The 5,148-nt window shown below is 58.4% G+C and carries 4 protein-coding genes; 1 reads left to right on the forward strand and 3 read right to left on the reverse strand.

Features of this window, described 5'->3' with window-relative positions:
• The first annotated feature begins 310 nt into the window (after positions 1 to 310).
• The gene (locus ACQ4WO_RS28055; RefSeq protein ID WP_230519561.1) at positions 311 to 1,258 is read left to right on the forward strand and encodes a porin; all 948 of its coding nucleotides are present in this window, start codon (positions 311 to 313) and stop codon (positions 1,256 to 1,258) included.
• 45 nt (positions 1,259 to 1,303) lie between these two features.
• Here the strand turns inward: ACQ4WO_RS28055 and ACQ4WO_RS28060 are convergent, their stop codons facing one another.
• From ACQ4WO_RS28060 to ACQ4WO_RS28070, 3 genes are all read right to left on the reverse strand, one after another.
• Positions 1,304 to 2,494: a PAS domain-containing sensor histidine kinase gene (locus ACQ4WO_RS28060; protein WP_436484143.1), complete on the reverse strand. Its 1,191-nt coding sequence runs from the start codon at positions 2,492 to 2,494 to the stop codon at positions 1,304 to 1,306.
• A gap of 159 nt (positions 2,495 to 2,653) precedes the next feature.
• On the reverse strand, positions 2,654 to 3,412 hold the full coding sequence (locus ACQ4WO_RS28065) for a LytR/AlgR family response regulator transcription factor (protein WP_070290528.1): 759 nt from the start codon (positions 3,410 to 3,412) through the stop codon (positions 2,654 to 2,656).
• A 68-nt stretch (positions 3,413 to 3,480) separates the two neighbouring features.
• Positions 3,481 to 4,761 (reverse strand): sensor histidine kinase, encoded by a 1,281-nt coding sequence (locus ACQ4WO_RS28070; protein ID WP_436484144.1) that lies wholly within the window; start codon positions 4,759 to 4,761, stop codon positions 3,481 to 3,483.
• Between the last annotated feature and the right edge of the window lie 387 nt (positions 4,762 to 5,148).

Here is a 5,148-nt window from a genome sequence, read left to right on the forward strand (position 1 = left end):
ACTGATCATCGGCGCCATGATGCGCAAGCTGGTGCATGTAGCATTCGGCGTACTCAGGTCGGGCAAAATATTTGATCCGACCTTGCACGCTGCTTGACGGGGATAACAGTATCTACGGTAAAAATAGGACCATACCGCCGCATGAACCGCCTCCGGGCGGTTTTTTTCGCCTGTTGTTTTTATCTGACACGACTTTGTGCCAAAAAGCAACATCTTGTCGATGTCATATTGTTGAAGTATTTGGTGGGCATGATTCGGTTCAGCAGCTAAGCAGCACCACTCTTGTCCAACCTAATGTAGAGAATCTCAAGTGAAAAAAATTACTCTGGCAGCATTGATCATCGGCACCTTCGCAGCAGCTACGGCACAAGCACAATCGAACGTCACCGTGTATGGCCTGGTTGACCTCGGTATTGCCAAGACCACTGGCCAGCCAACGGTACAACGCGAAAACAATGCGTCGCGCCTTGGTTTCAAGGGTACGGAAGATTTGGGTGGCGGCCTGTCCGCAATTTTCAACCTGGAAAGTGAATTCCTGGCTGACACCGGCGCGCAAAAAGGCGTGTTGTTCGACCGTCAAGCGTATGTGGGCTTGAAAGGCGCTTTCGGTACCGCCATCCTGGGCCGCACCAAGAACTTGGTCGATGGCACCATCGCCCGCGTCGACCCATTCAATACCTACGGCGTGGTCGGCAAGAACAATGAAACCCTGCTGCGTTCGGGCGTCGGCTCGTCGCGCGTCAACAATGCCGTGACCTACAACAGCCCAAGCTTTGAAGGTTTCGTGGGTAGCCTGCAATATGTGCTGAGCGAAGTCAACAGCGCTGACGCAGGCGTGATCGGTCTGGCAACCTACGACAATGGCCCGATCAGCTTGCACGCCGGCTACGAAAAAGCCGTGCAAGCAACGGCAACGGCCGCCAAGCCTGACCTGTGGTCCATCGGTGGCGGCTATAAATTCGGCCCAGCCAAGATCACGGCCGCCTACTCGAAAGGTGACACCAAAGTTGCCACGACTGGCGAATTCAAGTCCTACCTGATCGGCCTGAACTACACGGTCGGCGGCGGTGATGCCAAAGTGTCGTACGGCAAGCAAGAGCAAAGCAACAACAAGTTCAAGGATCAGGACACCATCAAGGAATTCGGCATTGGCTACGACTACCACCTGTCGAAGCGCACCGACGTGTACGCTTACGCTGGCCGCGAGCGCGTCAAGTCGCTGACTTCGTACCAGATCGGTCTGGCACACAAATTCTAAGCATCGTTCGATGTGACGAAGCAAAGGCGCCTGCGGGCGCCTTTTTTATTGTATCGCCGCAGCGGCCGCCTCGGCATGCATGGGTAGCGAGATTTCGATGCGCGTGCCGCCCAGCTCGCTATCGGTACCGATATGGATATTGCCGTTCAAGCCCCATACCCGTTCGCGCATGCCCAGCAAGCCAAGCGCCGTGGCTTTTTCCAGATCGTGTTCGGCAATGCCGCGGCCGTCATCCTGGATGGTGATCGCCAGCGAGGAATCGATGCGGTGCAGGGCGATGGTGATGTGGCTGGCCTCGGCATGGCGCGCAATATTCGTCAGCGCTTCCTGCACGATGCGGTAGATGGCCGTGCTGCGCGCGTCGTCGAGCACGAGGTCGGCTTCGTCGGCCAGCAAGTCGAAATGGATGGCGCGGCGCAGCAGGAAGTCGTAGCGCAGTTTTTGTAGCGCAAAATACAACCCTCCTTCATCGAGCGCGCGCGGACGCAGGTTGCTGGCGATGCGCCGCAGCGAGGTGATGGACGTCACCAGCAAGCCGTCCATGCTGTGCAGCAGCGCCTGCAGGGACGCGGTGGTATCCGTGTGCTGGCGCACGAGGGTCAGGTCGACGCGCAAGGTAGCCAGCAATTGCCCCAGATCATCATGCAGTTCGCGCGCGATATGCTTGCGCTCTTCTTCGCGGATGGTTTGCAGCGCGCTCGACAATTCACGCAGTTGCGAAAAGGAACGGGCCAGCTGTTCATGCATCTGCTGGCGTGCGCTGATGTCGCGCACGATGATGGTAAACACGCTCTGGCCATCTTCCTGCATGGCCGAGAGCGAACCTTCGAGGGGAAACATGGCGCCATCGCTGCGCCGTCCCGTCAAGGTGTAGTCGGTGGCGCGCCGGCCCGTCAGGCGCAGCTCCAGGCTGATGTCGTCAAACGGCGGATCGCCATCGTGCGTGCCCAGGCTGCCGAGACTACGCAAGTCGCGCAGGATGTAGTGGCCCAGGCGCATGCCGCGCATGCCGGCCGGCGTGTCGTCGAACAATCTGGCGGCCGCCGCGTTCGCATGGAGGATGATTTGCCGGCTGTCGATGCTGATGATGGCGTCGCTGGCGCTGTCGATGATGGCCTGGCCGCGTGCCTGCTGTTGCCGGCGGGCTTTCAGTGGAGGAAACAGGCACAGCAAAAGCGCCGCCGCCATACCCAGCGGCAAGATGCGCAGCAGTGTGGGACTGCCTCGGTCGGGCATTGGGGTCTCCTTGCGAACGTGAGCGAAGGCAGGCCGTGCAGGAATGACGGGCGGGACTTGATATAGCCTATGCCTGCTGGCGCGGCGCGGCTTGATGTGGCGCAGGAAGGGGCAGAAGAGCGTGCGCCACGCCGGCCTGGGCCGGGCGGTGGCGGAGACTTACATCTGCTTGAACAGGTGCAAGAAGCTGCGGCTCACTTCGAGCTTGTCGGACTTGCCTTTGATGAGTACCAGGTGGCGGCCGCGGATGTCGCGCGTCACGCCTTCGATGGCATTCACATTGACGAGGGTGGCGCGGTGGATTTGCCAGAACAGCGAAGGATCGAGCTCTTCAGCAAGGTCGCGCACGGGCTTGCGGATCAGCGCCTCATACTTGGCTGTCTGTACGCAGGTGTATTTCTCGTCAGAACGAAAGAACAGGATCTCTTCCACGGGAATCATGCGCAAGTCCTGTCCGATGCTGGCCTGTATCCATTGCAAATAGGTGGGCTTGGCCGTGATTTTTTCCGCCAGCTGCGACAGCATGGCCGTGACGCTGCTGTTGACGTCCAGGGCCGGCTTGTTCAAGTGCGTTTTCAGGCGCTCCACCGTCACCAGCAAGCGTTCATGCTCGGGTGGCTTGAGCACGTAATCGACGGCGCCCCGCTCGAAGGCCTCGACGGCATGGCTGTCATAGGCCGTGACGAAGACGATATGCGTCTTGCTGCCTATTGCTTGCGCCGCTTCCATGCCCGTCTTGCCCGGCATGCGGATATCGAGGAAGGCAAAGTCGGGCTTGAGTTGCTCCACCAGTTCGATCGCTTCGTCGCCATTCTTGGCTTCGCCGATGATTTCCAGTTCGGGCCAGGCCTGGCCCAGGCGCAGGCGCAGCTGGTCGCGCATCAGTCTTTCGTCGTCGGCAATAATAGCGGTAGGCATAAGTCTCAAGGGTGAACGGGCGAAGATTGATTATTCAATGATTTAGCGTTTTTATCAACTACTCTGTCTTATTTGGACAATTGATAGGGCACTTCGATCACGGCACACACGCCGGACGGTTGATTTGGCGTAATGGTCAGGCTGCCCTCGTCGCCATGCAGCAGTTTCAAACGCTCGCGGATGGTGGGCAGACCAAGGCCCGTGCCATCGCTGGGCACCACGCCAAAGCCCAGGCCGTCATCGGTGACCGTCACGCGCAGCTTGCTGTGCGCCACTTCCGCCACGATGCGCAGGGTACCGCCTTCCGGCTTGACTTCCAGGCCGTGCTTGATGGCATTTTCCACCATCGATTGCAGCATCATGGGCGGGAAGGCGGCGCTGCGCAGGCCATCGGGAATCTGGAAATCAATGGTCAGGCGTTCTTCCATGCGCATTTTCAGCAGGTTCAAGTACGCTTGCACCATGTCCGCTTCACGGCCCAGATTGGTAATCAGGGCGTTGTCGCGCATTTGCGGCAGCACGGCGCGCAGATACTGGATCAGGCTGCGCTGCATCTTGGCCGCGCGCGGCGGATCGACCTGAATCAGGTGTTCGACCGAGGCAAGCGTGTTGAACAGGAAGTGCGGCTCCACTTGCGCCTGCATCATCTGCATCTTCGCTTCGCTGAGCTGGCGCTGCATGGATTCGCGCTCGGCTGCCTCGTTTGCCGTGACGGTTTGCGCTTCCGCACGTTTCTTGCCGCCGACCAAGGCTTTCATGGCGAACAGGGCCAATACCAGCAAGGAGACAAAACTCTTGAACCAGGTCGAGGCTTGCTGGTGATAGCGCGACACTTTTTGTTCTGCCGCATCATCGACGGCTTCTTCGATGGCATTCGACAGCTCTTCGCCGATTTGCGGCGGCAATTCAATATGGACTTCTTCGCCCGAGGCATTGGTCGTTACGGGATAGTTGGGTTTGGCGGGGGCGGCTGGTGGTTCAGGTGGCTCCGGCGGCACGGCACTGGCTTGGGCATCCGCTTCGGCGGTATCGGCGGGATCGGCCGTGCTGCTGCGCCGGTTCTTGCTGTTGCGGGGATTGAAATGAATGCCCGTATCGTCGATCAGGATATTGGTTTCACCCGAGCCCTTGCTGCTGCGTTTATGCGACTTGATGACAACTTCTTCGTCCGGGCTGGACGAGAACAGCTCATCTTGCAAAATGGAGCCGGCGATCAGGGCCAGGGCAGCGAACAGGAAGAATTTCCACCAAGATAGTTGGGTCACCCAGGTCGTCGTCGCGTCGAATGCCCGTTGCACCCAAGCTAGGATGGTTTTCAACAATTCGGGCAGGCTGGAAATCGGAAGCATGGAGGCACTTTCAAGTACAAGAGTTAATCGACGCAGCGGGCAAGTTTAACCGCTTGTTGCGTAGCGTCAGAGTCTGATGTTGCCACTGTGCCTAAAGACCACGAACTACGCCAGCCGATTGCGACAGGCTGCACAAAAAGGCGCTTGAAGTGAAGACCAGGCTTGCTGGACGGTGAGGGGCGGTAAATAGCGCTTGCGGGGAATGTGAGGCAGGGCTATAATTCGCCCCCTCGCTGAACGACGCATGCAAATGCAGAGTAAAGCAGGGTGAAAAAGAAGGTTGACGAAATGCTGCAAACGCTTCATACTCTTCCTTCTTCGCAGCTGACAAACACAACGCTTTGTCGATAGCGCGAAAGCAGTAACCGAATACAGTTCTTTAACAAT

Origin of the sequence: Janthinobacterium aestuarii (genome assembly GCF_051380835.1) — a bacterium.
Lineage (GTDB): Bacteria > Pseudomonadota > Gammaproteobacteria > Burkholderiales > Burkholderiaceae_D > Janthinobacterium > Janthinobacterium aestuarii.

Bases quoted from the DNA above. Each gene is read 5' to 3' on its own strand.
- ACQ4WO_RS28060 (WP_436484143.1), bottom strand. From the start codon at position 2,494: ATGCCCGACCGAGGCAGTCCCACACTGCTGCGCATCTTGCCGCTGGGT.
- ACQ4WO_RS28070 (WP_436484144.1), bottom strand. From the start codon at position 4,761: ATGCTTCCGATTTCCAGCCTGCCCGAATTGTTGAAAACCATCCTAGCT.
- ACQ4WO_RS28065 (WP_070290528.1), bottom strand. From the start codon at position 3,412: ATGCCTACCGCTATTATTGCCGACGACGAAAGACTGATGCGCGACCAG.